This window comes from Mycobacterium sp. SMC-8, from assembly GCF_025263565.1.
In the GTDB taxonomy this organism is placed as follows: Bacteria; Actinomycetota; Actinomycetes; order Mycobacteriales; family Mycobacteriaceae; genus Mycobacterium.
Genome location: NZ_CP079865.1, coordinates 5,458,868 through 5,484,252, shown reverse-complemented (window position 1 = coordinate 5,484,252; position 25,385 = coordinate 5,458,868). Strand labels below are relative to the sequence as shown.

Annotated in this window: 24 protein-coding genes, 1 other RNA gene and 1 pseudogene; 14 read left to right on the top strand and 12 right to left on the bottom strand. The window is 66.2% G+C overall.

The features are described 5' to 3' along the window. Positions 1–177 precede the first annotated feature (177 nt). The 5 genes and pseudogenes from KXD97_RS26400 (at position 178) to KXD97_RS26380 (ending at position 5,712) form a co-directional block, all read left to right on the top strand. On the top strand, positions 178–909 hold the full coding sequence (locus tag KXD97_RS26400) for a lysophospholipid acyltransferase family protein (RefSeq protein WP_260753702.1): 732 nt from the start codon (positions 178–180) through the stop codon (positions 907–909). Further along, a pseudogene (locus KXD97_RS26395) lies at positions 897–3,241 on the top strand (glycerol-3-phosphate 1-O-acyltransferase). The gene KXD97_RS26400 and the pseudogene KXD97_RS26395 overlap by 13 nt, the downstream one beginning before the upstream one ends. A gap of 87 nt (positions 3,242–3,328) precedes the next feature. Then, the gene (locus tag KXD97_RS26390; protein WP_396884568.1) at positions 3,329–4,030 is read left to right on the top strand and encodes a DedA family protein; all 702 of its coding nucleotides are present in this window, start codon (positions 3,329–3,331) and stop codon (positions 4,028–4,030) included. Positions 4,031–4,303: 273 nt separating this feature from the next. Next, positions 4,304–5,347: an ABC transporter ATP-binding protein gene (locus KXD97_RS26385; protein WP_260753700.1), complete on the top strand. Its 1,044-nt coding sequence runs from the start codon at positions 4,304–4,306 to the stop codon at positions 5,345–5,347. Further along, positions 5,347–5,712: a hypothetical protein gene (locus tag KXD97_RS26380; protein WP_260753698.1), complete on the top strand. Its 366-nt coding sequence runs from the start codon at positions 5,347–5,349 to the stop codon at positions 5,710–5,712. Before KXD97_RS26385 ends, KXD97_RS26380 begins: the two co-directional genes overlap by 1 nt. Positions 5,713–6,061: 349 nt before the next feature. Here KXD97_RS26380 and KXD97_RS26375 read toward each other — a convergent pair whose 3' ends face one another. Then, entirely contained in the window at positions 6,062–6,925 is an 864-nt protein-coding gene (locus tag KXD97_RS26375) for a hypothetical protein (RefSeq protein WP_260753696.1), read from the bottom strand. 362 nt (positions 6,926–7,287) lie between these two features. Between KXD97_RS26375 and KXD97_RS26370 the strand changes: the two genes are divergently transcribed. Next, positions 7,288–7,974 carry a GntR family transcriptional regulator gene (locus KXD97_RS26370; RefSeq protein WP_260753695.1) on the top strand — a complete coding sequence of 229 codons (687 nt, stop codon included), beginning with the start codon at positions 7,288–7,290 and terminating at the stop codon, positions 7,972–7,974. A 34-nt stretch (positions 7,975–8,008) separates the two neighbouring features. Here the strand turns inward: KXD97_RS26370 and KXD97_RS26365 are convergent, their stop codons facing one another. The 5 genes from KXD97_RS26365 to KXD97_RS26345 all read right to left on the bottom strand — a co-directional run bounded on the left by KXD97_RS26365 (position 8,009) and on the right by KXD97_RS26345 (position 14,340). Continuing rightward, the gene (locus KXD97_RS26365; RefSeq protein ID WP_260753694.1) at positions 8,009–8,824 is read right to left on the bottom strand and encodes a CoA ester lyase; all 816 of its coding nucleotides are present in this window, start codon (positions 8,822–8,824) and stop codon (positions 8,009–8,011) included. Further along, entirely contained in the window at positions 8,821–9,693 is an 873-nt protein-coding gene (locus tag KXD97_RS26360; RefSeq protein WP_260753693.1) for a MaoC family dehydratase N-terminal domain-containing protein, read from the bottom strand. The genes KXD97_RS26365 and KXD97_RS26360 overlap by 4 nt, the downstream gene beginning before the upstream one ends. A gap of 159 nt (positions 9,694–9,852) precedes the next feature. Next, on the bottom strand, positions 9,853–11,004 hold the full coding sequence (locus tag KXD97_RS26355) for an acyl-CoA dehydrogenase family protein (protein WP_260753691.1): 1,152 nt from the start codon (positions 11,002–11,004) through the stop codon (positions 9,853–9,855). A 935-nt stretch (positions 11,005–11,939) separates the two neighbouring features. Next, the gene (locus KXD97_RS26350; protein WP_260753687.1) at positions 11,940–12,581 is read right to left on the bottom strand and encodes a heme-binding protein; all 642 of its coding nucleotides are present in this window, start codon (positions 12,579–12,581) and stop codon (positions 11,940–11,942) included. 49 nt (positions 12,582–12,630) lie between these two features. Then, the gene (locus tag KXD97_RS26345) at positions 12,631–14,340 is read right to left on the bottom strand and encodes an amidohydrolase (protein ID WP_260753685.1); all 1,710 of its coding nucleotides are present in this window, start codon (positions 14,338–14,340) and stop codon (positions 12,631–12,633) included. Positions 14,341–14,403: 63 nt separating this feature from the next. Here KXD97_RS26345 and KXD97_RS26340 point away from each other — a divergent pair, with 63 nt between their 5' ends. After that, positions 14,404–15,357, top strand: a complete 954-nt coding sequence (locus tag KXD97_RS26340) for a cobalamin biosynthesis protein (protein WP_260753684.1) — start codon at positions 14,404–14,406, stop codon at positions 15,355–15,357. Here KXD97_RS26340 and KXD97_RS26335 read toward each other — a convergent pair. Genes KXD97_RS26335 through KXD97_RS26325 form a run of 3 tightly spaced genes read right to left on the bottom strand, consistent with a single transcriptional unit; the run spans position 15,311 to position 17,314 of the window. Continuing rightward, the gene (locus KXD97_RS26335; RefSeq protein WP_260753683.1) at positions 15,311–16,147 is read right to left on the bottom strand and encodes an SURF1 family protein; all 837 of its coding nucleotides are present in this window, start codon (positions 16,145–16,147) and stop codon (positions 15,311–15,313) included. The two genes, KXD97_RS26340 and KXD97_RS26335, sit on opposite strands and share 47 nt — an antisense overlap. 2 nt (positions 16,148–16,149) lie before the next feature. Further along, positions 16,150–16,644 carry a low molecular weight protein-tyrosine-phosphatase gene (locus KXD97_RS26330; RefSeq protein WP_260753681.1) on the bottom strand — a complete coding sequence of 165 codons (495 nt, stop codon included), beginning with the start codon at positions 16,642–16,644 and terminating at the stop codon, positions 16,150–16,152. Further along, positions 16,637–17,314: an HAD hydrolase-like protein gene (locus KXD97_RS26325; protein WP_260758157.1), complete on the bottom strand. Its 678-nt coding sequence runs from the start codon at positions 17,312–17,314 to the stop codon at positions 16,637–16,639. Before KXD97_RS26325 ends, KXD97_RS26330 begins: the two co-directional genes overlap by 8 nt. Before the next feature lie 84 nt (positions 17,315–17,398). On the opposite strand from KXD97_RS26325, the gene KXD97_RS26320 reads away from it, so the two are divergent. Genes KXD97_RS26320 through KXD97_RS26310 form a run of 3 tightly spaced genes read left to right on the top strand, consistent with a single transcriptional unit; the run spans position 17,399 to position 20,338 of the window. Then, entirely contained in the window at positions 17,399–18,523 is a 1,125-nt protein-coding gene (locus tag KXD97_RS26320) for a Nif3-like dinuclear metal center hexameric protein (protein ID WP_260753676.1), read from the top strand. A 1-nt stretch (position 18,524) separates the two neighbouring features. Continuing rightward, positions 18,525–19,262, top strand: a complete 738-nt coding sequence (locus KXD97_RS26315) for a zinc ribbon domain-containing protein (protein ID WP_260753671.1) — start codon at positions 18,525–18,527, stop codon at positions 19,260–19,262. After that, a complete protein-coding gene (locus KXD97_RS26310) occupies positions 19,259–20,338 on the top strand; it encodes a bifunctional RNase H/acid phosphatase (protein ID WP_260753670.1) in 1,080 nt (359 codons plus the stop codon). The genes KXD97_RS26315 and KXD97_RS26310 overlap by 4 nt, the downstream gene beginning before the upstream one ends. Here KXD97_RS26310 and KXD97_RS26305 read toward each other — a convergent pair. Next, the gene (locus tag KXD97_RS26305) at positions 20,329–20,910 is read right to left on the bottom strand and encodes a helix-turn-helix domain-containing protein (protein WP_260753668.1); all 582 of its coding nucleotides are present in this window, start codon (positions 20,908–20,910) and stop codon (positions 20,329–20,331) included. The two genes, KXD97_RS26310 and KXD97_RS26305, sit on opposite strands and share 10 nt — an antisense overlap. Positions 20,911–20,957: 47 nt before the next feature. Here KXD97_RS26305 and KXD97_RS26300 point away from each other — a divergent pair, with 47 nt between their 5' ends. The 3 genes from KXD97_RS26300 to KXD97_RS26290 all read left to right on the top strand — a co-directional run bounded on the left by KXD97_RS26300 (position 20,958) and on the right by KXD97_RS26290 (position 23,894). After that, on the top strand, positions 20,958–21,857 hold the full coding sequence (locus tag KXD97_RS26300) for an NAD(P)/FAD-dependent oxidoreductase (protein ID WP_260753666.1): 900 nt from the start codon (positions 20,958–20,960) through the stop codon (positions 21,855–21,857). 2 nt (positions 21,858–21,859) lie between these two features. Then, positions 21,860–22,477 carry a bifunctional 2-polyprenyl-6-hydroxyphenol methylase/3-demethylubiquinol 3-O-methyltransferase UbiG gene (locus KXD97_RS26295; RefSeq protein ID WP_260753665.1) on the top strand — a complete coding sequence of 206 codons (618 nt, stop codon included), beginning with the start codon at positions 21,860–21,862 and terminating at the stop codon, positions 22,475–22,477. Positions 22,478–22,598: 121 nt separating this feature from the next. Continuing rightward, on the top strand, positions 22,599–23,894 hold the full coding sequence (locus KXD97_RS26290) for an HNH endonuclease signature motif containing protein (protein WP_260753664.1): 1,296 nt from the start codon (positions 22,599–22,601) through the stop codon (positions 23,892–23,894). A gap of 41 nt (positions 23,895–23,935) precedes the next feature. Here the strand turns inward: KXD97_RS26290 and KXD97_RS26285 are convergent, their stop codons facing one another. Together KXD97_RS26285 and KXD97_RS26280 are read right to left on the bottom strand one after the other, a co-directional pair. Then, entirely contained in the window at positions 23,936–24,370 is a 435-nt protein-coding gene (locus tag KXD97_RS26285; RefSeq protein ID WP_260753662.1) for a VOC family protein, read from the bottom strand. A gap of 10 nt (positions 24,371–24,380) precedes the next feature. Beyond that, positions 24,381–24,851: a helix-turn-helix transcriptional regulator gene (locus KXD97_RS26280; RefSeq protein ID WP_260753661.1), complete on the bottom strand. Its 471-nt coding sequence runs from the start codon at positions 24,849–24,851 to the stop codon at positions 24,381–24,383. Positions 24,852–24,952: 101 nt separating this feature from the next. Here KXD97_RS26280 and rnpB point away from each other — a divergent pair. Continuing rightward, positions 24,953–25,359, top strand: an RNA gene (gene rnpB, locus KXD97_RS26275) — RNase P RNA component class A. Positions 25,360–25,385: the final 26 nt, after the last annotated feature.

Here is a 25,385-nt window from a genome sequence, read left to right as displayed (position 1 = left end):
ACAAGTTGAGGACCGGTCACATCGTGCTGGAGCTCGTGGTGCCGTGGTTCATCGCCGACGATCTTGCGGATCGCTGGCCCGAGCGCCGTTTCTATGACATATTCAAAAGTGCGGATTGGCGATGTGCGTCTGGCACGCCGTCACCTGTCTGCTCGAACGACCATCGGTCGGTGAGAGGTGAGAGAAATCTTCGGTGACATCGCGCCACGGTTACGGACCGCCCTCGGGTTGGGCTCGATGATTCCGGTAGCTGCGGGTGGTATCACCATCGGCCTTGCGACGCTGAGCAAGCGCAACGCCGTGAACTTTTTTACCCAAAACTGGCCCGACCTGATGCTGACGCTGGGCAACGTTCAACTCGATGTCAGCGGCGCGGAGAACCTTACTGTTCGTCGACCCGCGGTCTTCATATTCAACCACCGCAACAGCTTCGATGTCTTCATGGCGGCGGCTCTGGTTCGGGAGAACTGGACTGCGGTCGGGAAGAAGGAGCTCGAACGCGATCCGGTCGCCGGTCTCATCGGCAAGATCGTCGATGCGGCCTTCATCGATCGTGATGATCCGACCGCCGCAATAGACGGTCTGCAGAAGGTGGAGCAGCTCGCACGGGACGGTTTGTCGATCATCATCTCTCCCGAAGGCACGCGCACCGAGTCGGCGACTGTCGGGCCGTTCAAGAAGGGAGCGTTCAGAATCGCGATGTCGGCGAACATCCCGCTGGTTCCAATCATCATTCGCAACGCGGGGGAGGTCGCTGCCCGGCACAGCTTGGTTCTGCATCCCGGCACCGTCGACGTGGCGGTGCTTCCGCCCATTTTTGTGTCGGATTGGGATCTCGCCGAACTCGACGCCCACATCGACGGCGTCCGCCAGTTATATGTCGATGCCCTGACCTCATGGCCGAGCTGACCCAGGTGCCGGCAGGCGAGAAGGTGCTGGTGCTCGCCGCGGTGGCTTCGCCGGCCGAAGCTCGACTCATCGACGAGTGGTTACGCCGGCACAGACGGGACAACCCGGCCCGTCATGTCGAAGTCCTCCGGCTGCCCAGAAACGAGCCGCCGAGCGCGATCGTTGCACAGGTAGCCGAACGGTTCCACGACGGCAGTGCGACAACGGTACTGCCGGTCAGAGTGATGTGGAAGCCTGGTAATTTGACCGGCCGGTCGACGTTGTTCGCGATGTTCGCCGGCCGCGACACCTACCGGCCGCCGCGCGCACTTCAGCAATGCATTCTGCGCCGCAATCCGTCGCGGGCCGAGATCGTCGCAGGCGAATCGGCGGATCTCGCGACTCTCGACCAGCAGTGGCGCGAAAGGACTCACGGCGAAAGCCCCGACGAGTTCGCCCGTTTCGTGATCCGGCGTGCGGTCCTTGCGCTCGAACGCGTGGAATACAGATTGTTGGGGCCGGAGTACAAATCACCACGTCTGGTCAAACCCGAGATGTTGGCTTCTAGACGATTTCAAGAAGGGCTGGCGCGGATTCCGGGCGCAACCATGGTTGAGGCAGGCAAAATCCTCGACGAGGTGGCCACCGGCTGGAGTCGGTTGTCGGTGGACTTGGTACCCGTGATGGGTACCATGATTTTTCGACGCGGGTTCGACCCCACCATCGACTACGACCACTCCGAGGTCGAATCGATGCGGAACAGTCTCGAAACATACCCTGCCGCAATGCTTTTCTCGCACCGATCGAATCTCGATGCGTTCGTGCTCACCGTGGCGATGCGCGAGAACGGATTGCCGAGAGCGCACGTGTTCGGTGGCATCAACATGGCGTTCGGGGTCATGGGTCCGCTGATGCGGCGATCTGGAGTCATCTTCATCAGACGAAACATCGGCGACGACCCGCTCTATAAGTTCGCCCTGCGAGAGTACATTGGCACCTCGTCTCGAAGCGGTTCAACCTGAGTTGGTCCATTGAGGGAACGCGGTCACGCACCGGAAAGATGCTTCCGCCGAAGCTCGGCCTCATGGGCTACGTTGCCGACGCCTACCTCGACGGCCGCAGTGATGACATTCTGCTGCAGCCGGTCTCGATAAGCTTCGATCAGCTGCACGAAACCGCCGAGTACGCGGCCTATGCGCGCGGCGGGGCGAAGAAGCCCGAAGGTGCGAAGTGGCTCTATCGCTTCATCAAGGCGCAGGGCGAACGAAACTACGGAAAGATCTACGTGCGGTTCCCCGATCCGGTCTCCATGCGAGAAGTCATGGGACCGGCGGACGTCGCGGCGAGAGACCAGCCGTCGCGGCGATTGGCCTTGCAGAAAATGGCGTTCGAGGTTGCGTGGCGCATCCTGCGTGCCACCCCGGTGAATGCCACCGGCCTGGTGGCGTCGGTGCTGCTGAACAGTCGTGGGGCGCTGACGCTCGGCCAGCTCCACCGCATCCTGCAGGACCCGCTGGACTATCTCGACCGAAACTGCACACCGTTGACCGGCAGCGCCCGCCGACTGCGAAGCGAAGACGGCGTGCGTTGCGCAGTCGACGCACTTTCCGGTGGGCATCCGGTTACCCGCGTCGACGGCGGGACGGAGACGGTCTGGTACATCTCGTCCGAGGGCCAACATCAGGCAGCGTTCTATCGCAATACCGTCGTTCACGCGTTCCTGGAGACATCCGTCGTGCAGCTCGCACTCGCTTACGCTGCACGCCAGGAATCTGCACAGCTGGAGGCTTTTTGGGCCCAGGTGTCCCGACTTCGCGACCTACTGAAGTTCGACTTCTACTTCGCCGACTCCGCGGCATTCCATGCCAACGTCGCCCGGGAGATGGCTTGGCACGGTGATTGGGAGGCGTCCGTCGCTGCGGGCGGTGAGCACATCAAGAATCTGTTGGAGTCGAAGCGACCGCTCACAGCGGCGGCCGCGCTGCGCCCCTTCTTCGAAGCCGACCTGATCATCGTCGATGCACTGCGCGGCTGTCCCGCAGACGTCGACGAGAAGGTCCTCATCCGGCGGGCATTGGGCATCGGCGAGCAGTATGTTCTGCAACAAAGGTTGCGCAGCGATGAATCGGTGTCCACACTGCTGTTCGCTACGGCACGGCAGGTCGCGCAAGATCAGGGGCTCACAGAGCCGACTGCGGAATTGGACGGCCGTCGGCTGGACTTCCGCCGGGAGCTCCGTGGCATATTGGACGATATCGATCACGTGGAACAGGCCGCGATCAGTCAGTTCTCGGATATACCCACTCGGGCTGAACCTGTTGCAATGCATAGGGATGCAGCACAGGACCTTTAGAGCGAATCAACGAAGGCAGGCCACCGACGACGAAGTAGGAATAGCCTGTTCACTTTTCGGTAAGGCACGGTCGATAGGGTGGTAAGCGTGTATACCGTGGCAACGGCATCACCGGCGTTCCTGGATCCGGTGGCGCTAATCGGCGCTTTCGGCACGTTGGCCTTGGTGGGCTTGCTGGTCGTTGTCTTCATCGAGTCGGGTGTGGTGTTCCCGCTGCTTCCCGGGGACACACTGTTGTTCGTTGCGGGAATGATCGCCGCCGGCACCGCAGCTGCCGCGACGGGCGATGCACCGCACGCCGACTTCCGGATATGGCAACTGTTGACCTTCGTTCCCATTGCGGCGTTCTTGGGTGCCCAGGCCGGATACCTGATCGGGCGATACATCGGAACGTCGATATTCAAGCCCGGCGCCAGGGTTTTCAAACAGGGGTACCTGGACGAAGCTCACGTTTTCTTCGAGAGGCGCGGCCCGGCGGCGGTGGTGATCGCAAGGTTTGTGCCTATTGTGCGCACGTTGATGCCGCTCACCGCAGGTGCCGCCAAGATGAACTACGCAGTGTTCACTGCGTACAACCTGGTCGGCGCTCTCGCCTGGGGTGCTGGGCTTCCCTTGATGGGATATGGACTCGGCCAATTCGACATTGTTCAGAAGTTGCTCGAACCGATCTTCGTCGTGATCGCTCTGGCGTCCGTGGCCCCGATTCTCATGGAATGGCTCAAGCGGCGGCGCGCGACGAAGAACGCGTCCAACGGCAGTGTTCAACGCGCCGACGAATCCGCCGAGTGATCGGTTGAGCGAAAGTGTGCAGGGGTGGAGAACGTCGAAACGCCAGTCCAGCACACCTGCCCCCCACGCCGTCACACCGACTTCGATACAACGAAGTCCGTGGGTTGAGGCGCCTGCGCACACCGAAACCATCGGCGTTTTCAAAAATAGAATAAAATACTACAGAGTGTGATGATATGGATGTAACGCCCTGGCCAGCTCTCGGCTAGGAGATGAGTCACGAGCAGTTGCGTCTAACCGCGCCAGTCAGCCAGAGAACGAAGGAGATCAGCTGTGGGTGTTCAGATCGATGTCACGGATCTGACGAAGTCGTTCGGTCCTTCGCGCATCTGGGAAGACGTCACTCTGACGGTTCCCGAGGGTGAAGTCAGCGTGTTGCTGGGCCCGTCGGGTACCGGTAAGTCGGTGTTTTTGAAGTCGCTGATCGGCCTGTTGCGGCCTGAGCGCGGCTCGATTGTCATCGATGGCACCAACATTCTGGAGTGCTCGGCCAAGGAGCTCTACGAGATCCGCACCCTGTTCGGTGTGCTGTTCCAGGACGGTGCGCTGTTCGGGTCGATGAACATCTATGACAACACGGCCTTCCCGCTGCGCGAGCACACCAAGAAGTCCGAGTCCGAGATCCGCAATATCGTGATGGAAAAGCTTGAGCTCGTCGGTATGCCGAATGACGGGCACAAGTTCCCCGGTGAGATCTCCGGCGGTATGCGCAAGCGTGCCGGTCTGGCCCGCGCGCTGGTGCTGGATCCGAAGATCATCCTGTGCGACGAGCCGGACTCCGGTCTGGACCCGGTGCGTACCGCTTACCTGTCGCAGCTGCTCATCGACATCAATGCGCAGATCGACGCGACCGTGCTGATCGTGACGCACAACATCAACATCGCCCGGACGGTGCCGGACAACATCGGCATGCTGTTCCGCAAGAAGCTGGTCATGTTCGGCCCCCGCGAGGTGCTGCTGACCAGTGAGGAGCCGGTGGTCAAGCAGTTCCTCAACGGTCGTCGTATCGGCCCGATCGGTATGTCGGAGGAGAAGGACGAGGCCACCGCCGCGGCCGAGCAGGCTATGATGGAGGCCGGTCAGCATGACGGTGGTGTCGAGGAGATCGAGGGTGTGCCGCCGCAGCTGATGGCGACCCCCGGTATGCCCGAGCGTAAGGCTGTCGGACGTCGGCAGGCCCGGGTGCGCGAGATCCTGCACACCCTGCCCCGGGCCGCCCAGGAGGCCATCCGCGACGACCTCGAGGGCACCCACAAGTACCGCGCCCACGAGTTCGGCGAGGACGCCCCGACCGAGTCGATTCCGGCGGGGCTGTGATGGACAGGGCCGAGGAGTTCACATTTGCGTGGGCGCTGCTGGATCACGCCGCAGCTTTTCTGGATAAGCCGACTCGGGTGCAATTGTGCATCCGGGTAGGTGCGGGGGAGCTGCGCGAGGCGATCATCGAACTGCTTCAACACTTCACGATCAGTGATAACGCGCTCCCGCCGGTCTTGGCAGCATCGTTGTGGTCATGGATGAACGGTTTTGTCGGAAGTGACTCCGAAACCTCGTTGCGCGATCTGGCCAGCCGCATCCGGGTGTCCACTGTCGTCAGAACTCCGGCAGTCGAGATTCCGCTGCCGCCGTTGGTGCCTCGGCGGAGCGAACGCGCGACACGACGACTCACGCTTTCGAGGTAGCGTCGTCATCGTCGCAGATCTCGATTTCGGGCACAATCATGTTGGGCCGCAAGCTATGGCCTGCTCGCCTACTGCGCCATCTGCGCACAGCTCGGATTCAGCCGGACCCTTCTCTCAGCCGTCCAAGTCTTCGAGATTCGGCAGGTAAACGATACGTCGGTGATTTCCACCTTTCCGTCGGGCGGCGGCCGCAGCTTCGGCGGCGACGGCTTCCAGCGTGGCGGTTACTTCGGCGGGAGATTTCGAGGTCAACGGTGCCAGCGGGGTGACTACGGCGCCGATACTGGCGGTGAGCTCGGGGGCTGCGGTCCGGAGGCCAGCGCTGATGCGGTCGCAAAGAGGGCCTGGGTCACGGGTTTTGAACAGGTCGGCCAGCAGAAATACCGAGTCTGAAGTGTGGCCGATGGCGACGTCGCCGGCGGGCTCGTTCTCGAATCATGCGGGCAACTTGTACGCGTAGTTGCCGGGCCCGTGCTGCGCCGGCGAAGTCCGCGATAACGCCGAGATTGTCCAGCCCGACGTGAACAATGACGAAGTAACGGTCATCAATACGCCCGCGTGCGGCAATCGTTATGGCTACTCCGTCCTGGAAACCGTCGTGGCTGAGCAGACCGGTGACAGGCTCTATGGCTGCAGAGATCGGATCCCTTTCGGAAAGTCCGATCAGCGCGCGTACAAACACCGCGATCGACACCATGGAGAGCGTGATGGTGATGCCGATGCCGGCCGCCAAAGCTGGTTCTGTCGCGGCGAGTTCGACTGCACTAATGACGATTACCATCGCACTGGCCAACGAGTAAAGAACGGTAGTTCGATCAGAGTGAAGTATGGCGGTATAGGCGGCGACAGCGATGAACGGCACGCAGGCCACGAGACTGAGTAGAGGGACAGGAATGATGAGCGAGGTGATGGCGATCAAAGCTGTTCCGATGCAGACGCAGATGGCCGATTGAATCCTAGTAGGCCACGTGCCGCGAATCCATAGCACACAGGTCAGTCCGCTCGCGATACTCACGCCGATCGCTGCACGTCGAAGGGGGAGATCAGTCGAGCTGGTGGTTCCGAACACGATCAGAGTCGGCGTGAGTCCGCCGACGATCATCCATGAGGCCACGATGCGGGACAACGTCACCCGGGCGCCGCGGGCTTCAAGCCGCGATGTCAGCCAATAATAGTGATCAGGATGACGCGGATCCCGCCAATTGGTGGTCATGACGAGCGAATGTCGGAGTCACTGTTCGCTGGCGGCGGCTGTATGTCGTCTACGATGCTGACGAGTGTGAGCCGGTAAATCGAGCAACGTTGTAGGAAAAGGGAAGACACGCTGCCCTCGATCAATTGGTTGGTTGCCACAGTAGTCAGCCTAGCGATCGCTGAACTCAGCTGAGTGGCTTCATAGCAAACTGTGTCCAGTACGGGTACCAGCGATCCGAAAGATGGTAGTGAGGGACGCTGCTCGCGAAGCTTTCAATGCCGTCAGGCAGAGCCGAATACGTCGTCCCATTCGTTCGCGCCGTTTGGTTCTTCTGTGCCTCAAAGATATGTACGAGCAAAGGGATCGAATATAGTCGATGGATGGCGGCAGGCAGTACGACGCAGCGATCAAAACCACGCGGGCCCCTTCGGCTCAGCGATATCGCTGCCGATCACGTCCGTGAACTCATCGTGTCCGGACAGCTCACCGGCGGTCAGTTCATCCGTCCGGAGAATGTGGCCGAAGAACTGGGTATCAGTGCCACACCCGCCCGCGAGGGTCTGCTCCAACTGCAGAGCGAAGGATTCCTGACTGTCGAGCCACGCCGGGGATTCGCGGTTTCCGCCCTGTCAAGTCAGGACGTCGGAGATATCTACGAGGCGCAGGCACTGCTCGGTGGCGAACTGGCGGCGCGGGCCGCCGCGGTGTGCGGACCAGCGACCGTCAGTTCCCTCGAGATCATTCAGGAAGAGCTGGAGAAGGCGGCTGCACAGCGCGATTACGATGCCGTTGAGCGTTTGAATCATCAGTTCCACTCGACGATCTATCGCACAGCAGGATCCCGCCGGATCCAGTGGCTGCTCAAACGCACGCTGGCCTTCGCGCCGCGGAAGTTCTTCGCCGCGGTGGAGGGCTGGCCCGAGGCTTCCGCGCATGACCATCGCAGAATCATTGAAAGCCTCCGGGCTGGCGACGCCGACGAGTCGCGAGCTGCCATGGCGACCCATATCCAGAACGCGGGAAGATTACTGGCTCAGCATCTTTCGGCGCAGAATGCGCAAGAATAAGTTCACGCGTGGGCGCCTGGGAAGTCAGACAGGGTCAGACCCGCGATAGTGCGGCGAGAATGTCGCGGGCGCGTTGGAGCACGGGCAAATCCACCATCTGGCCGTCCACCGCCGAGGCACTGCCATTCGCCGACGCGGACGCCAACACCTTTGTCGCCCATTCGGCTTCGGACTGTGTGGGTGCGGCGGCCTCATGTGCCGCGGCTACCTGGGCCGGGTGGATGCATAATTTTCCGGTCAGTCCCAACCGGCGGGCGTAGACCACATCGTTGATGATCATCTCGCGGTCTGTCAATGCCGTGGTGACCCCGTCGATGGGTGGGGCCAGCCCGTTCGCCGCCGAGGCGATCACCAGCAGTGAGCGCGCGGTGAGCAGTGCTTCACGGTCGGTCGGGTCGATTCCCAGCTGCGCTCCGAAATCGATGCTGCCGAAAGCCAATCGGTGCACGCCGGGTGCGACGCAGAGTTCCGACAACCCGGCGATTCCTGCTGCGGTCTCGACAAGCGCGACCACCAGGGTGCTGGGATCGAACCTCCACAGCTCCCCGACCGGGCCGGCCTTCGGCAGCATCACTGCTGTCATTCCATCGGCCGACAGCGTGAGATCTCCCTCATGCCAGGGAGTATCGGCACCATTGATGCGGATCATGGCCGGACTTCCTGCGTGCAACCACACACGCGCGTTCTCCCGCGCCTGCTCCTTATCTGCGGGTGCCACCGCGTCCTCGAGATCGATCACCACAACGTCGGAGCCCGACGCTGCCGCCTTCTCGAAGCGTTCGGGTCGATCTCCCGGCACGAAGAGAAAAGACGTGGCTGATCGGATCTCGTCGGATGTGTATTGGGTCATGACAATACGGCGGTGGCGGCAGCGTGCACGGTGCCGCCACCGGAGGTCACGCTGAGGTCGATGGTCGATGTCCCGGTCGAGCTCCCCTCGACGCGGATCGCGTCGCCGATGAACACCGGGCGCTGCAGCCGGAATTGAAATTCCCGAAGCGATTGGTCTGCCGCGTCGCCGCGGACCAGCTCGGCCATGTAGACCGCCAGCAGCGGGCCGTGCACGACCAGGTCTGGATACCCCTCGATGCCGGTGGTATAGGCCTCGTCGTAGTGGATGCGGTGGGCGTTGCCGGTGAGCGCGCTGAACCGGAACAGCAGGGGAGGGGTGAGCACCGGCTCGATCGTCCATGGTGCCGTGCTCGCACCGAGTTGGGCGTCGGCGCGGACGAATGCGGTCGAGGAGCCGTCGTCGCTGCGGTACACCAGGTCCTGCTCCTCGGTCAGCCGCAGCTCATCGTCCTGGCGGTAGGTGTTTCGCACGGTCACGAACAACAGGGCGCCACTGCGTCCGCGCTTCACCGTGGTGTCGACGACCTCAGAGGTCCGGGTCACCGTACGACCGATTGTCAGCGGTGCCGTGACCGTCAGCCTGCCGCCGGCGAACATCCTGCGGCGGTTGGGGATCGGCGGCAGGAAATGACCGTCGCGGGGATGACCATCGGCCCCCAGTCCGGCGGTCGGTGGCCAGTCCAGGAAGAATGCCCAGTGCCATAGTGGCGGCAACGCGTCACCGTCGGCGAAACTCTGCGCGAGGTCCAGCGTTGCACCGAACTCCTGAACACGGCCGACGGCAATGATGTCGGTTGCGGTGACCGGTGCTGGCTTCCAGTCGACGATGTACTGCTCCAGCTCACCGGCGGGCGGCGTCTCCGTCACGTCATCTCCTCGATTCATTCGATGTAGCAGTCACTATTGTGGCGCTGTTGGGTTCCCCGCCGAGTTCGGTAAGGACCTGTGCGCCGGTGACCGGCGAGATGCCAACCTCGACGGATTTTGCTGCCCCGCCCTATTCGGCGGGGCCTATGTCGTGGCGGGTCAATCGATGCCGCCACGCTTGACGAGTTGTTTGGCGATCACGCCCTTGAGGATCTCGTTGGTGCCCTCGCCGACGATCATCAGCGGAGCGTCACGGAAGTAGCGCTCGACGTCGTACTCGGTCGAGTAGCCGTAGCCGCCGTGCACCCGGACCGCATCCAGGGCGATCTGCATCGCTGCCTCCGAGCAGAACAGCTTGGCCATGCCGGCCTCCATGTCCACCCGCTCGCCGGAGTCGAACTTCTCGGCCGCCGAGAACAGCAGGGCCCGGGCCGCGGAGAGTCTGGTGCCCATATCCGCGAGCATGTTGCCCACCGACTGATGCTGCCAGATCGGCTTACCGAAGCTCTCCCGGTCCTGGGCGTACTGCAGCGCATCCTCGAATGCCGCGCGCCCGACGCCGGTGGCGCGGGCCGCGACCTGAAGTCGGCCCACCTCAAGGCCTTTCATCATCTGCGCGAAGCCCTTGCCCTCATCGGTGCCTAGCAGCGCTGCGCCGGGCACCCGTGCATCGGAAAAGTTCAGCTCACATGCCTCCACCCCTTTATATCCGAGCTTGTGCAGATCCTTCGAGATCGTGTAACCGGGGACCTTCTCCACCAGCAGGATCGAGACGCCGGAGTGCGCAGGCTTGGCGTTGGGATCGGTCTTGCACAGCAGCGCGATCAGACCCGATCGGCGGGCATTCGAGATCCAGGTCTTGGAACCGTTGATGACGTACTCGTCGCCGTCGCGCCGGGCGACTGTGCGCATGGCCTGCAGGTCCGATCCGCCACCTGGTTCGGTCAGCGCCATGGTGGCGCGCAGCTCACCGGTCGCCATCCGGGGCAGGTACTTCTGCTTCTGTTCCTCGGTGCCGAACAGCAGCAGCAGCTTCGAGACCACGGTGTGGCCGCCCATTGCGCCGGCCAAACTCATCCAACCCCGTGCCAACTCCTCGGCGACCTGCACGTAACAGGGCATGGAAACGGCACCAAAACCGTACGGCTCCGGGATCGACAGCCCGAATATCCCGATCTCCTTCATCGTCTCGATGAGTTCCTCGGGATAGGTGTTGGCGTGTTCCAGTTCCCGCACCACCGGCTTGACCTGCTTCTCCACGAAATCGTGGACGGTCTTGACGATGGCGTCTTCTTCGGCCGTCAGATTCACGGAGACCTCCTGGGAGTATTCTGCGGAAAATATTCTATAGAGTTGATGGAACCGTCTGCAAGCGCAGGGCATCTTGGGTCGGGTAGGGAAAGCCGTAGAGGTGCAGACTCCTGGGCCCGCATGTACGTGCTGCGCGCAGCGACGTTGGATCTGTCCCGCAGAATTACAGCTGAGCAAATGCTGACGGGGTTGAGTGCGTAAAGCCACTGAGGCGGCATTCCGATCGTCGGCTATCCGACAGTCGAACCCCAAGCGGCGACGGACGCGTGGTGGGCTGAGGAGAATTTCGCGTTGCGTGGCCATGCTGGATGAGGCGGCGTTCATCCTCGATGAGTCTGATCTCTTGCCGCTGTATCCAGATCGGCGCTCGGCAGCCACGTGAGGCGTTTATCGGACAGCTCCAACCCTTCGCCCTGCGCCACGACCGGCGGATGCAGCATCGTTGTGGGTGTTCATGAATGGCATCGCCGGGACGTGACGCCGAGATAGCGCTCCCCTCCGCAACCTCGGAAGTCTGATCCCGGTGTCCAACGTCAGCCGACGAGAACCCCGGTGAGACGCTCCCGGGAGCTGTCGACACCGTCGATGCACCCCCGTGGCGAACGTGCAGCACGAAAGCCGGCGTTGCATTCTCGCTCCGGAGCTCCAGATGGGGGCGGATGTTCCGTTCTAGACGGTGGAGTGACTTCTGGCGATGGTGAAGAACCGTGCAAACCCACTTCGGCGATTGAACCCCCGCTGTGCCGAAAGTGTGCCAAGACGCGCAGAAACAGCCGAGACGGTGGAGACGGCCCGAGACGAGTGACACGCGCTGACCTGGACCTATAGATACGGCACGGACACGTGAGACGCTACAAAAGCCGGTCAAACGCATTTACACACCAGCGGTCGGCGGTTCGATACCGTCCGCGCCCACCACACGATCTGTTAGCCGATCACCGGCCCGGATGGCCGGCGCGGCTGACGGAGACCACCACCTCGTTGCGGCGGCGCAACGGCAGAGTCCACGGCGGGTCGTAGAACCAGGCCATCGGCTGGCCCTGCGGCGTGAACCCGCTGCCCTGAAGGCCTTTGAGAAGTTCTTCGCCTTTGGCCGCAACGGCCTGCGGGCTGCGGTCGCCGGTGAAGCGCAGCACCGCGTACGTCTCGCTCGGCACCTCGACCAGTTCCACCCGTTCGTCGTCGGGTTCCGGGAGAAGCTCCATCGACCACTTCGACGGCATGAAGAACCGGATCACCGACTGGCCGCCGGCGTCACGGGACTGCGCGACCGGCGCCGTCATCGCGATCTTCTCGTTCTGCTGGGCGACCGGCGCGGTCATCGCGATCGAGGTCTTGCGGTGGTTGCCGCCGAAGATGTAGCCGGCCAGTCGGCGGAAACCGGCGTTGCGGGCCATCTCCTCGTCGCCGGTGACGGTGGTCTGCGCCGCGATGCGGGGCCCGTACCGGCGTATCTCGATCCTCCCGACGGTCGCCTCCTGCACGTACATCGGTTCCTCGGTGCCGGCGCGGACGCCGACGAGGGCCCCGAGGCCTTCCGCGACCTGGACTGCGGTGGAGGTGATCTTCTCGAACATGGCAGAACGTTACCCGTGCGGACGGCTGCGGCAATCTGACGAATTTCTTTCAGCAGCACGCTTTGGTGTCGCGCACGGCCAGGTGCGCATGTTCGGTGTTGTCGGCGCCGGCCACCGCGGAAAGAAACGCGTCCAGATCGATCCGGCGGCCGCCCAGCCAGGTGCCGGCCACCCGCACGGTGTCGATCAGCGCGTCGGGTGCGACCGTCCACGGGTCGGCGGTCAGCTCGACGAAGTCGGCCAGCTTGCCCGCCGTGATCGATCCGACCAGCTGGTCGCGGTGCAGCGTACGTGCGGCGTCGACGGTCTGCGCACGCCAGGCCTGGTCCAGCGTGATGGCCTGATCGGCGCGGTGCACGGTGCCCTTGCGGGTACGGCGGGTCACCGCGGTGGCGATGTTGGTCAGTGGCTCGGGCGGCGACACCGAACCGTCGTTGTGCAGCGACACACAGGCGCCGGAGGCGACGGCGTCGCCGAACGCCGCCCAGCGCCCCCCATGCTCCGGGGCGAACATCGCCCCGTCGAGCAGTTCGCCCCAGTAGTAGTACTGGAACGGCGCCAGCGACACGTGCACCCCGAGCCGGGCGGCCCGGTCGAAATGTCTCCGGGTCCCCGCACCGCAGTGCTCCAGTCGCCAGCGGTGGTCGGTGCCGACCAGACGGTGCCGGGTCAGCGCGTCCTCGTAGGAGTCCAGCGCCAGGTCCAGGGCCAGATCGCCGTTGGCGTGGAAGGCCATCTGCCAACCCGCGGGCGCGGCGCGGTCCAGGATCGCGTCGAGCTGTTGGCGGCTGTAGTTCATCGAATCCGCGCCGCCCGCGGTGGCCGGATCGATGCCGGCGGTGCGGGTGGCCTCGGTGTCGAGGTACGGGAACGAGATCGCGATGTTACCCACCCACGGCGAGCCGTCGGCCCACAGTTTGACACCTGCCTTGGTGAGCCACTCCTCACCCGCCGCGAAAGTGGTTGGCTCGGAATAGGTGTCGGTGACCGACATCTCCCACATGCTGACCCGCAGCGGACACGACGGTGCGGCGGCGAGCGCCTCGTAGCCGGCGGCGAACTTCGGGTCGTAGGTCATGTCCGAGGTCGAGGTGTAGCCGCCCCGCGCCATCAGCGCGTAATAGTGCGCGGCCGAGACCAGCGGGTCGCCCATCTGGGCCATCAGCGGCATGGTGACGGCGGTGACCACCGGCAACTCGAAGCCCTGGCCGTTCAGCGATCCGTCCGGGTTGCGTCCGAAGTGGGAGGCGACCGGGTCGGCGGGCGGCTTGGCGTCCCAGCCGTTGCTGCGGATCAGCGCCGAGTTGAAGTACGCGCCGTGCCCGGAGTTGTCGGTGACGACGGTGACGCGGTCCCCGAAGATCCGGTCGAGTTCGTCGGCTTTGGGTGCCGGATGGCCGTGCAGCAGCGCGTCGTAGCCGGCGAACCACAGCGGGGTGCCGGGTTCGCTGGTGGCCAGCGCGTCGGCGAACACCGCCTGGACGTCGGCCCAGGTGGGGCAGTCCCATGGGGCGATCGACCTCGCCGGCGCCTGGGTGGCGACCCCGCTGATCAATGGATGGCCATGCGGCTCAACAAATCCCGGGGCCAACGCGGCCGCCCCGGTGTCGACCACCTCGGCGCCCGGCAGCGCGGCGCGGCAGTCCTCGATGCGGCCCACCGCCACGATCCTGTCGCCGGACACCGCGACCGCCTCTGCCCGCGGAACGGCGTCGTCCATCGTGATGATGGTCTTTGCGGTCAAGATCACATCAGCCATCGGCACAGTGTGTCACCCCGACCTCGCGGGATCGCCGGTTTCCGGCTGTGAGACGCTGCGCGGATGTTCGCGCGTGGCTTGGGCATGGCTGTCGGTGTGGTGTCGGACCTGTGGTTCGGTGATCCGCGCCGCGGGCATCCGGTGGCGTTGTTCGGCAGCGGGGCAGCGGCTTTGGAGCGGCGCACCTATGCCGACGATCGCCGCGCCGGGGTGGCGCACATCGCGGCGCTGCTCGGGGCGGTCGGCGCCGCGGGGCTCGTGCTGGAGCGGGCCGCCCGGCGGCGCAGCGGGTGGGCCGAGGCCGCGTGCGTGGCGGCGGCGACGTTCACCGCCGCGGGCGGGACCACGCTGAGCCGCACCGGTGAGCACATGGCGGAGTTGCTCGGCGCCGGCGACATCGACGGCGCGCGGCGGTTGTTGCCGTCGCTGTGCGGGCGCGACCCTTCGGTGCTCGACGCGGCGGGTCTCACCCGGGCCGCGCTGGAGTCGATCGCGGAGAACACCTCCGACGCGCAGATCGGCCCGCTGGTGTGGGCGGCGCTGGGCGGGACCCCCGGGGTGCTGGTGTACCGCGGTGCCAACACGCTCGACGCGATGATCGGCAGCAGATCTTCGCGGTATGTCCGGTTCGGTTGGGCCGCAGCACGATTCGATGACCTGGTGAACCTGGTCCCGGCGCGGGTGACGGGGCTGCTGGTGGTGTTGTGCGCGCCTGCGGTCGGAGGTTCACCGGTCGGGGCGTGGCGGGCTTGGCGACGTGACGCAGACCGACATCCCAGCCCGAACGCCGGGGTGGCCGAGGCGGCGTTCGCCGGTGCGCTCGGGGTACGGCTCGGTGGGCCGACGCAGTACGCGCACGAGCTGGAGATCCGGCCGACGCTGGGGGACGGGCGCGTCCCGGCCGTCGACGATCTGGCGCGGGCGGTCCGGCTGTCCCGCGCGGTTCAGCTGGTCGCCGCGGCAGCGGCGGTCAGCGTCGCTTGCCGTAGCGGTCGGCGAGTTTCTGCTCGGTGGTGACCGGTGCGGGCTCGTCAGCCGCGAGCTCGGATTCGGCGTCGGCCTGCGCCTTCTCGCGGCGGCGCACCTGGATCTCCGAGTACACGAAATACCCGACGCCGATCGGGGCGATGATGCCGAATGCGATCCACTGGATGCCGTAGGACAGGAACGGCCCCGCGTCGAGGTGCGGCAGCGGGATCACCCCGAGCCCGCCGGGCTGGTTGTCCACCAGCTGCAGATACGAACCGGCCAGCGGCACACCGGTCAGAGCCGAGATCTGGTCGATGTTGATCGAGTACACCTGCGTTACGCCGTCGGCCTCGAACGGCGCCTTGTCCCGGGCGACGCCCTCGGAGTCACGCAGCCGCGCGGTGATCGTCACCGTCTCCGTCGGCGGCGCATCGAACTCCGGCACCTTCGATCCCTCGATCGGGCGCACGTATCCGCGGTCGACCAGCACGGTCGGCCCGCCGTCCACGGCGAACGGCACCAGCACCTCGAACGCGGGGTCGCCGTCGATCAGCCGCAGCCGGGCCAGCACCTCGGATTCGGGCAGGTACCGGCCCGTCGCGGTGACCTGCTGCCACTGTTCGTCCGGGGCCGCCGAATCCTGCTGCGGCAGCGCGCTGGTCACCGGAACCGGCTCGGCGGTCAGGGAGCGGGAGATCTGGTCGTTCTCCCGGGAGGTCTTGGTGTTCTTGCCCAGCTGCCACGGCGCAAGCACGGTGAAGCACAGGTAGGCGAACGCCAGGACGACCACGAACAGCGCCAGCCATTGTGGTCGGAGCAGAAAGGCCCACCGTCGCATCGTCAGCCCACCCGTTCCCGTCCGGCCAGCTGCTCGTCCACCCAGCGGTGCAGGCCCGGCAGCGCCGCGTCGATCACCGTCAAGACGTCCTCGAAGTCGTCCTGGGTGCCGTAGTACGGATCCTCGACGTCGAGGACATGCGCCCCCGACCTCGAGTCGAAGGAGCGCAGCAGGCGCAGCCGTTCGGCCGGCACCCCCATGTGCTGCAGCATCCGCAGATGATTGCGGCCGAGCGCCACGATGAGGTCGGCCGAGAGGTGGTCGTCGGTGACCTGGGCGGCGCGGTGTGCCGACGGGTAGCCGTGCGCGCGGAGCACATGCCCGGCGCGACGGTCGGCCGGCTCACCCTCGTGCCAGTGGCCGGTGCCCGCGCTGCTGACCCGGACGACACCGGCCAGCCCGCGTTGATCGAGCTGGTGGGCGAACATCTTCTCGGCCATCGGGCTGCGGCAGATGTTGCCCGAGCAGATGAACGTCACGTGCAGCACCTCAGACACCGAGCACCTCACGCAGGTCGTCCACATCGGTGACGTGCGCCAGCGCGCCACCGTCGCCGTCGGTGAAGTCACGGTGGCCGTAGCCCCAGCCGACCACGATGGTGCCGATGCCGTGGACCGCGGCGCCCTCGACGTCGTGGAAGCGGTCGCCGATCATCACCACCCGGTCCGGGACCGGCGCCAGTTGCTCCAGGGCGCGCGCGACGACGTCGGACTTGACGGCCCGGGTGCCGTCGGGGCTGGCGCCGGCGATGACCTCGAAGCAGACGTCGAGGCCGAAGTGGGCGAGGATTCGCTGAGCCGTCGGTTCGGCCTTCGACGTCGCCACCGCCATCCGCACGCCTGCGGTACCCAGATCCGACAGCAACGCCGGGATGCCCTCGAACGGCCGGTTCATCGACCAGCCGCGGCTGACGTAGTCAGCGCGATACGCGGCGATCGCGGCGTCGGCGCGCTCACCGAGGCCCATCTGACTCAGTGTGACGTGCATGGGCGGCCCCACGATCCGGCTGACCAGGTCACCGTCGGGGACGGTGGCGCCGACGGAGTGCAGGGCGTGACGGAAGCTGGCGACGATGCCCTCGGCGGAATCGGTCAGGGTGCCGTCGAGGTCGAAGATCACCAGGTCGCCGCGCCCGACGGGGGCGACGCGGCGGGTGCTGTCCAGCATGTCAGTCACGCGTCCATTGTCCCTGAGCCCGCGCCGGGGGTGCCGCTCGGTTCGGAGTGGCTTCGCGCGCACTAGTGTCGTGATGTGGCAAGTGTCCGGTTGGTCGACGTCATCGACGTGCTCGAAGCGGCCTATCCTGCCCGTCTGGCGCAGAGCTGGGATTCCGTCGGGCTTGTTTGCGGAGACCCGGCCGAGCCGGTGGAATCGGTCACCGTGGCCGTGGACGCCACCGCCGCGGTGGTGGCGCAGGTGCCCGAGGGCGGCCTGCTGCTGGCCCACCATCCGCTGCTGCTGCGGGGAGTGGATTCGGTGGCGGTGGACACGACGAAGGGCGCGCTGGTCCACTCGCTGATCCGCACCCGCCGCTCGCTGTTCACCGCGCACACCAACGCCGACAGCGCGTCGCCCGGGGTGTCGGACGCCCTGGCCGACACCTTGGGTCTCGAGGTTTGCGACGTCCTGTCGCCGGTGCCGTCCGGGCCTGCGCTCGATAAGTGGGTGGTGTTCGTGCCGGTCGAGAACGCCGAGGCGGTGCGTTCGGCGATGTTCGCCGCCGGCGCCGGGCAGATCGGCGACTACTCGCAGTGCAGCTGGAGTGTGGCGGGCACGGGTCAATTCCTGCCGGAAGACGGCGCCGTACCGGCGATCGGGACGGTCGGCACCGTCGAGCACGTCGCCGAGGACCGCGTAGAGATGGTGGCCCCGGCCGCCCGACGGGGCGCGGTGCTCGCCGGGTTGCGCGCCGCACATCCCTACGAGGAACCGGCGTACGACATCGTGGCGTTGCAGAACCCGCCCGGCGACGTCGGGTTAGGGCGTATCGGGATCCTTGCGGAACCGGAACCCTTGTCGGCGTTCGTGTCCCGGGTCCGTGCCGCGCTGCCGAGCACATCCTGGGGGGTGCGCGCCTCCGGTGATCCCGACGCGGTCGTGTCCCGCGTCGCGGTCTGCGGCGGGGCGGGGGACTCGCTGCTGGCCGAGGTGGCGGCCGCGGGGGTGCAGGCCTACGTCACCGCCGATCTGCGCCACCACCCGGCCGACGAACACCGCCGCGCCTCGGACGTCGCGCTGATCGACGCCGCCCACTGGGCCACCGAGTTCCCGTGGTGCCATCAAGCCGCGGCCCTGCTGCGCACCCACTTCGGCTCGTCGCTGCCTGTCACGGTGTCCGACGTGCGTACCGATCCATGGAATGTCGAGGGATGTTGACGTGAAAGCCTCAGTGGCACAACAGCAGTTGCTCGCCGAGCTGGCCGAGCTCGACGCCGAGCTGGGCCGGCTCGGGCACCGCGCCAAGAACCTGCCCGAGCAGAAGGCGGTGGAGGAGGCACAGGTCGCGCACCGTGCGGCCAACGACCGCCTCGCCGCGTTGCAGATCGCGCTGGCCGACCTGGACGCACAGATCGCCAAGTTCGACACCGAGATCGACGGCGTGCGTCAGCGCGAAGACCGCGACCGCGCGCTGTTAGACGGCGGGACCGTCGACCCCAAGCAGCTCGCCGACCTGCAGCACGAGCTGGAAACCCTGCAGCGGCGTCAGGCCAGCCTCGAGGATTCCCAGTTGGAGGTCATGCAGCGACGCGAGGATCTCGCGGCCGACCAGGCCCGCGAGTCGGCCACCGTCGACGAACTGCAGACCGCGCTGGACGACGCGCAACGCGCATGTGACGTCGCCCGCGCCGAGCTGACCGAGGGCGAGGGGCGGGCGGCGGCCAGGCGTGCGGAACTGGTCGCCGCGATCGACGACGAGCTCGTCACGCTCTACGAACGCCAACGTGCGCGCGGCGGCGTGGGCGCCGGTGTGCTGCAAGGCCGTCGCTGCGGAGCCTGCCGGATCGAGATCGACAAGGGCGAATCGGCGCGGATCGCCGCAGCCGCCGACGACGACGTGCTGCGGTGCCCTGAGTGCTCGGCGATCCTGTTGCGGGTCAAGGCTTCTCGTCCATGAGGGTGATTGTTGAGGCCGACGGCGGGTCGCGCGGTAACCCCGGGCCGGCCGGTTACGGTGCAGTGGTCCGGTCGGTGGACGACGATGCGGTGCTCGCCGAGGTGGCCGCACCGATCGGCACCGCGACCAACAACGTCGCCGAATACCGGGGTCTGATCGCAGGCCTCGAAGCCGCCGCGGAAGCGGGTGGCACCGAGGCGGAGGTCTTCATGGACTCCAAACTGGTGGTGGAGCAGATGTCGGGCCGCTGGCGGGTCAAACACCCCGACCTGGCGCCGCTGCACCGTCAGGCCGGCGACCTCGCGCGCAGGTTCGAACGCATCACCTTCACCTGGATTCCCCGCGCCGAGAACAGCCACGCCGACCGGCTCGCCAACGAGGCGATGGACGCGGCATCACGCAGGGAGACACCCACGGCGACAACGGAAGTAGTCACCAACCCGGCAGGCTGGACCGGAGCCAAGGGTGCGCCGACCAAGCTGCTGATGTTGCGGCACGGGCAGACGGCGTTGTCCGTGGAACGTCGTTACTCGGGCCGCGGCAATCCCGAGCTCACCGAACTGGGCGTCCAGCAGGCCGACGCGGCAGCCCGGTACCTCGCCGGCAAGGGCGGTGTCGACGTCGTCGTCTCGTCTCCGCTGCAACGCGCCCACGACACCGCGACCGCCGCGGCCAAGGCGCTCGGGCTGGACGTCCAGGTCGACGACGACCTGATCGAGACGGATTTCGGTGCCTGGGAAGGGCTGACGTTCCTGCAAGCCTCCGAACGGGACCCCGAGCTGCACCGGCGCTGGCTGCGTGACACCTCCGTGCCTCCGCCCGGTGGTGAGAGTTTCGACGACGTCGCGACGCGGGTGTCGAGGGCGCGACAGCGGCTGATCGACGAGCACCCGGGCAAGACCCTGCTTCTGGTGTCCCACGTGACGCCCATCAAGACGCTGCTGCGGATGGCCCTCGACGCGGGACCGGCGATCCTGTACCGATTGCATCTGGACCTGGCGTCGCTGTCGATCGCCGAGTTCTACCCTGACGGCGCCGCCTCGGTGCGTCTGGTCAACCAGACCGCCTACCTGTGATCGCCGTGCACGTGCACGCGTTCACCGTGCAGGCCGAACAGCGCGATGGCCTCCACCGGTCCGTCGACGACACCGAACCAGTGCGGGGTCCAGGTCGAGAACTCCACGGCCTCACCGGGTTTGATCGTGAAGTCGCGGTCTCCCAGCAGCAGGCGAAGTTGGCCGGACAGCACGTACATCCAGTCGTGACCTTCGTGGACCGGTAGCTCGGCCGGGGGAGTGCGCCTTCGGGCGCTGACCCGGATCTTGTAGGCGTGCAGACCTCCCGCCGGTCCCTGCCCGGTCAACGGCCAGAACGTGATCTGGTTGTGCGTGTGTGAGCGCCCGTGCACCCGGGGATCCTCGACGTCGGGAGCGCGAAGCAGTTCGTCGGTGCTGACCGACAGAGCAGCCGCCAGGCGGGGCAGATGATCCAGTGCCAGCCGGCGCTTTCCGGATTCCAGCCGGCTCAAGGTGGAGACGTCGATACTGGACTTGGTGGCCACATCCTCGAGCGTCATGCCGCGCTGCATGCGCAGGTCTCGCAGGCGTCGCCGCACCCGGACGTCCACGCTCTCGTCGTTTGCCTTCATGGCAAATCAGCTTGGCATCCGATGGCGCGGCGGTGCAAGGTCGTCTCATGGACAAGTTGTGGGACTGCGTGATCGTCGGTGGCGGCGCTGCCGGGCTGAGTGCCGCGCTGGTACTCGGCCGGGCGCGGCGGCACACGCTCGTCGTCGACGCCGGTACGCAGAGCAATCTCGCCGCTCACGGGATCGGCGGCCTGCTGGGCTTTGACGGTGTGCCTCCTTCGGAGCTCTACGCGCGGGGACGTCGAGAGCTGGCTGCCTATCCCAGCGTGCGGGTGGTCGACGGGCAGGTGGTCAACGCCGTCGCCGACCGCGAATTCACCTTGGTCCTGGCCGAGGGCAACACGGTGCGGGCCAGACGGGTGCTTCTCGCGACGGGAATGCGCTACGACTCGCCGGCGGTCCCGGGACTGGCGGAGTTGTGGGGGAGGTCGGTGTTCCACTGTCCGTTCTGCCACGGCTGGGAGGTTCGCGATTCGCCGCTGGCGGTGCTGGCCGACGGCGATCGCGGAGTGCACATGGCGACGCTGCTGCGCGGTTGGAGCGAGGACGTGGTTCTGCTGAGCCAGGATCTCACCGACACGCAGCGGTCGCGGTTGGCCGAAGCCGGAGTGGTGGCCGACGAGCGGCCGGTCGCCGAACTGGTTTCGCGGGACGGCGAATTGGAGTGTGTGGTGTTCGCGGACGGGACCAGCCTGGCCCGGCGTGGGTTGCTGGTGGCCGCGACGCTGCACCAGCGCTCGGCACTCGCGGCTGAGTTGGGCGTGAGATTCGCTGCGCCAGGCCCCGTTTCGGTGGAGGCGATAGAGGTGGACGGAATGTTCCGAACGTCGGTGTCCGGCGTGTTTGCGGCGGGCGACGTGTGCGCGCAGATGCCGCAGGTGGCGGCCGCGGTGGCGGCCGGGTCTGCGGCGGCAGCATCAATAGTGGCGAGTTTCCTGGAGGAGTGATGATGGCATCTGAGGTCAAACAGCATTGGGAGGACCGGTACGCGGAGAGGGACCGGATCTGGAGCGGGCGGGTGAACCGGTGGCTCGCCGAAACATCCCAACTGGAAAAGCCAGGCCGGGCACTGGATCTCGGTTGCGGGGAGGGGGGTGACACGGTGTGGCTGGCCGAGCAGGGCTGGCACGTCGTCGGTGTCGATATCTCCGAGACTGCGCTGGAACGTGCCGCCGCCGAGGTGGCGGCACGCGGGTTGACGGACCGGGTGCGGCTGGTGCAGATGAACCTGTCCGAGACCTTCCCCGACGGCGCCTTCGAGCTGGTGTCGGCGCAGTTCCTGCAGTCGATGGTGCATCTGGACCGGGAGCGCATTTTCGCCGCGGCCGCGTGGGCGGTGGCGCCCGGTGGCCTGCTGGTGGTCGTCGATCATGCGGCGGCGCCGCCCTGGGCGGTACACGTGCGCGACCATGTCTTCCCGACCGTCGACGAGGTGCTGGCGTCGATCGACCTCGGAGAAGGGAAGTGGGATCAGGTCCGGATCGGCACGGTGGAGCGTGAGGCCGTCGGGCCGGACGGTCAGCAAGGACTGCTCCAGGACAACCTGATCGTGTTGCGGCGGCTCTAACTTCGTCGATCAGCGCTTTGGAGATCAGGTAGCCACGGCCTGACTGTCCCGGCCTGCCTGGCGATCGGATCTTTCGGCTGGTGGGGCGGGGTTGTCAGAGGTGCGGGGTAGCGTCGGGTTCATGTTCGAAAGTGTGTTCGATGTCGATTTCGATGTTGATGAGGGGGCGTCGCAGGCCGAGTTGCGGGCGGTGGTCGAGCGGTGTGAAGCACTGAAATCGGCCGCGGCCGCCGCCCAGGCCCGCGCGACCGCGTTGTGGGCGGCCAAACGCCGCGCCGCCGAGGACGCCGCCGGGATCCGGGCCGAGCGGCGCGGGAAAGGGTTGGCCTCTGAGATCGCGTTGGCCCGCCGTGATGCCCCGGTGTGCGGGGGCCGCCATCTCGGGTTGGCCCAGGCCCTGGTCGAGGAGATGCCCTACACGTTGGCCGCGCTGGCGTGCGGGGCGCTCTCGGAATGGCGGGCCACCCTGATCGTGCGGGAATCCGCCTGCCTGAGTGTGCAACATCGCCGCCAACTCGATGAAGAACTGTGTGCCGATCCGTCGCGGTTGACGGGGTGGGGCAACCGCCGCGTGGAGGCCGAGGCCAAGAAGATCACCGCCCGCCTGGACGCCGCCGCGGTGGTGGCACGGATCAACCGCAGCGCTGCGGATTGTGCGGTGTCGTGCCGGCCCGCCCCCAACACCATGGTCTATGTCACGGTGCGGCTGCCGCTGGCCCAGGGGGTCGGGCTGTATGCGGCGTGCAAACGGGCCGCCGACACCAGCGGTGACGGGCGCCCGCGTGGGCAGGTGATGGCCGAGACGATCTATGAACGGGTCACCGGGCATCCCGCTGCCGGGCCGGTGCCGATCGCGCTGAATCTGGTGATGGCCGATACCACCCTGGCCGGTGATGACGACGAGCTGGGCTGGCTGGACGGGTACGGCCCGGTCCCGGCCGGGTTCTGCCGGGCCCTGACCGGGGATGCGGTTGCTGATGCCCAACCCAAAGCCAGCCTGCGCCGGCTCTACCGCCATCCCGACAGTGGGCAGTTGGTGGCGATGGAATCGGCCGCCCGGATCTTCCCGAAAGGGTTGGCGCAGCTGCTCGAGCGCCGCGACCGCACCTGCCGGACCCCGTACTGCAACGCCGTGATCCGCCACCACGACCACGCCATCCCCAACCGGGCCGGCGGGCCGACCAGCGCGCGCAACGGCCTCGGGATGTGCGAGGCCTGCAATTACGCCAAAGAAGCCCCCGGCTGGCAGGTCAACACCACCGACTCCGACGGTGAGCACACCGCCGAATTCACCACCCCCACCGGCTCGGTCTACCGCTCGACGGCACCCCAACTCCCCGGCCCACCGGTCCGCCGCCGCCTCAGCCTCCTCGAAGGCAAACTCACCATCGACCTCATCACCTTCGACGCCGCGTAGTCGCGGCAGGTCAACCGGCGCCAGGCATCTGGCGCGTGCCTTCAGCTGCCTAGCGGGACCTCGGCGAGCTGGGTGAGTCGCACGCTGTTGCCCGAAGGATCCCGGAATCCGCAGTCGATGCCGTAGGGCATCTCGTGGGGTTCCTCGGTAAACTCGACGCCGCGTGCCTTCAGCTCCTCGTAGCTGGCGCGGCAATCGTCGGTGGTCAGGAAAATGGTGCCGGCGAAGCCCTTTGCGGTGAGGTCGAGTACCTGCTTCCTGGTGGCGTCGTCCATGACGGGTTCGCCGGGGACGGCCATCAGCACGATCGACACGTCGTCCTGGCCGGGCGGCCCGACCGTGAGCCACCGGAAGATGCCGTCGACATCGGGCAACGAAACATCCTGGCGCACTTCCAGACCCACCTTCTCGGTCCAGAACTTCAACGCGGCTTCCTGGTCGTGAACCCACAGATGGGCACTGGCAATCTTGATCATGGCGCCGACGCTACGGCCGCACCGATCCGCGTGTCTTCTCCCCGTGTGCTGTTTTTGCGACGCGGGTGTCGGCCTTCGGGCGGGTGTCGCGCTGCAGAATGCAGCTGGGAATCCGCGCGTGGACGGCAGCGGGCGGCATCGAAGCTCGGTATGCCGCCGGAGGCGTACCGTAGGCGCGCGCGAAACTGGTGGTGAACGACCCGACGCTCTGCAGCCCGACCATCACGCAGATGTCGGCTACCGACCTGTCGGTGTGGCGCAGCAGGGCCGCCGCCCGCTCAAGGCGTCGGGTCTGCAGGTACGCACGCGGCGACTCGCCGAATGTCTGGGTGAATGTGCGGCTGAAGTGAGCCCGGGACAATCCGGCGGCGGCCGCGAGGTCGGCGACGGTGATCGGCTCTGAGTAGCGCGCGTCGGCCAGGTCCTTGGCCCGCATCAGGTAGCGGGCCGGCGGAAGCATGTCCCGGGCTGGCGGAAGCATGTCCACAGTATCGCGCGCAGCTGGGCTCGATGTTCGTCACCAGCTGAGCTCGGTGTTCGTTAACGGAATCGGCGCCCGAACCATTACGTTGTTAGGGCGGATGAGCTGGCTGGGCGGCCGCGGCACCATACGGTGTCGAGGAAAGTCCGGACTTCACAGAGCAGGGTGATTGCTAACGGCAATCCGAGGTGACTCGCGGGAAAGTGCCACAGAAAACAGACCGCCACCCCAGCGCCTGCGGGCGCTCGGGGAGGTAAGGGTGAAAAGGTGCGGTAAGAGCGCACCAGCATCCCGGGTGACCGGGGTGGCTTGGTAAACCCCACCCGAAGCAAGGCCAAGAAGGCCGCAACCTGGTTGCGGCCGCGCAGGCGCCTGAGGGTTGCTCGCCCGAGCCTGCGGGTAGGCCGCTTGAGGCACCCGGCGACGGTGTGTCCAGATGGATGGTCGCCGCCTCGCTGCCAGCCATGGTGGCGGGGAACAGAATCCGGCTTACAGGCCAGCTCATCCGCCCTAACCCTGGGTCCTGCGCTCCAA

Bases quoted from the DNA above. Each gene is read 5' to 3' on its own strand.
- KXD97_RS26285 (WP_260753662.1), bottom strand. From the start codon at position 24,370: ATGATCAAGATTGCCAGTGCCCATCTGTGGGTTCACGACCAGGAAGCC.
- KXD97_RS26345 (WP_260753685.1), bottom strand. From the start codon at position 14,340: ATGGCTGATGTGATCTTGACCGCAAAGACCATCATCACGATGGACGAC.
- KXD97_RS26375 (WP_260753696.1), bottom strand. From the start codon at position 6,925: ATGACCACCAATTGGCGGGATCCGCGTCATCCTGATCACTATTATTGG.
- KXD97_RS26295 (WP_260753665.1), top strand. From the start codon at position 21,860: ATGGCATCTGAGGTCAAACAGCATTGGGAGGACCGGTACGCGGAGAGG.
- KXD97_RS26370 (WP_260753695.1), top strand. From the start codon at position 7,288: ATGGCGGCAGGCAGTACGACGCAGCGATCAAAACCACGCGGGCCCCTT.
- KXD97_RS26300 (WP_260753666.1), top strand. From the start codon at position 20,958: ATGGACAAGTTGTGGGACTGCGTGATCGTCGGTGGCGGCGCTGCCGGG.
- KXD97_RS26340 (WP_260753684.1), top strand. From the start codon at position 14,404: ATGTTCGCGCGTGGCTTGGGCATGGCTGTCGGTGTGGTGTCGGACCTG.
- KXD97_RS26335 (WP_260753683.1), bottom strand. From the start codon at position 16,147: ATGCGACGGTGGGCCTTTCTGCTCCGACCACAATGGCTGGCGCTGTTC.
- KXD97_RS26350 (WP_260753687.1), bottom strand. From the start codon at position 12,581: ATGTTCGAGAAGATCACCTCCACCGCAGTCCAGGTCGCGGAAGGCCTC.
- KXD97_RS26380 (WP_260753698.1), top strand. From the start codon at position 5,347: ATGGACAGGGCCGAGGAGTTCACATTTGCGTGGGCGCTGCTGGATCAC.
- KXD97_RS26325 (WP_260758157.1), bottom strand. From the start codon at position 17,314: ATGCTGGACAGCACCCGCCGCGTCGCCCCCGTCGGGCGCGGCGACCTG.
- KXD97_RS26365 (WP_260753694.1), bottom strand. From the start codon at position 8,824: ATGACCCAATACACATCCGACGAGATCCGATCAGCCACGTCTTTTCTC.
- KXD97_RS26290 (WP_260753664.1), top strand. From the start codon at position 22,599: ATGTTCGAAAGTGTGTTCGATGTCGATTTCGATGTTGATGAGGGGGCG.
- KXD97_RS26305 (WP_260753668.1), bottom strand. From the start codon at position 20,910: ATGAAGGCAAACGACGAGAGCGTGGACGTCCGGGTGCGGCGACGCCTG.
- KXD97_RS26280 (WP_260753661.1), bottom strand. From the start codon at position 24,851: ATGCTTCCGCCAGCCCGGGACATGCTTCCGCCGGCCCGCTACCTGATG.
- KXD97_RS26310 (WP_260753670.1), top strand. From the start codon at position 19,259: ATGAGGGTGATTGTTGAGGCCGACGGCGGGTCGCGCGGTAACCCCGGG.